The following is an 838-nucleotide window of genomic DNA, read 5'->3' on the forward strand; positions in this document are numbered from 1 at the left end:
GGCCAGGGTGGGCACCTGGGGGTCCGCGGCGGAGGGCGGCGCGGAGGGCCGCGCCGTCTCCTCGGGCAGCGGCGAGGCGGCCGCGTCCGACGTGCCGGAGCCGAAGGGGTCGCCGGGCAGCAGCGACGGCTTCATCGCGACGACGGCCACGGCGGCGGCGAGCAGCACGGCGAACACCGCGCCCACCCGGCGGCGCCTGCGTCCGCGCCCGTTCATCTCCTGCCAGGCCGGGCCGGTGCGCCAGCCCTCGGGCATCTTCCCCCGCGCGTCCTGCTCGCGCAGCCGCTCGGTGACCATACGGGCCCGCGCGGACGGCTCCTTGGGCGCGGACCTGATGTCACGTTCGCTGTCCTGGAGGAACTTCTCCCAGACGTCGTCGGGTATGGAGGGTTCCCCGCCGGAACCCGATCCGGATCTCGGCTCGTCGGACGGTCTGTCGGCCACGGCGCGAACGCCTTTCTGTGAAGCGTGACAAGGGATGCGTGCAGCGGTGTCGAGCAGGAGAGCGTACGTGACGCAGGGCACATAAAAAATCTGTGAAGGTAAACACAACCATTCACCCCGGTCACGGATCCAACCTGACGAACCAAGGGCCACAACCCGCGCCCCACACGCGGAGCCCTCCACACTGGACTCCCTTGAGGTCTTGATGAAGCTTCGCCGAGCCATGGGCGTGGCGGCCGCGACGGCCGTTCTGGCTCCCCTTGCCCTGCTGTCCGCCCCGGTCGCGTTCGCGGACGCAACCCCGGACACGTCGACCAGCAGCCCGGCGGCGCCGGCCAGCACGCCGGCCGACCCCGCGAGCACCCCCGCGGACCCGGCGAGCACTCCCGCCGAC

At 72.3% G+C, this 838-nt stretch carries 2 pseudogenes; one reads left to right on the plus strand and one right to left on the minus strand.

From position 1 onward, the window contains the following. Positions 1 to 444: pseudogene (locus GRC12_RS44750) on the minus strand (hypothetical protein); the annotation flags it as partial. A gap of 205 nt (positions 445 to 649) precedes the next feature. Here GRC12_RS44750 and GRC12_RS44755 point away from each other — a divergent pair. Further along, positions 650 to 838, plus strand: a pseudogene (locus GRC12_RS44755) (hypothetical protein); the annotation flags it as partial.

The organism is Streptomyces griseorubiginosus (assembly GCF_017614965.1).
In the GTDB taxonomy this organism is placed as follows: Bacteria; Actinomycetota; Actinomycetes; order Streptomycetales; family Streptomycetaceae; genus Streptomyces; species Streptomyces griseorubiginosus_B.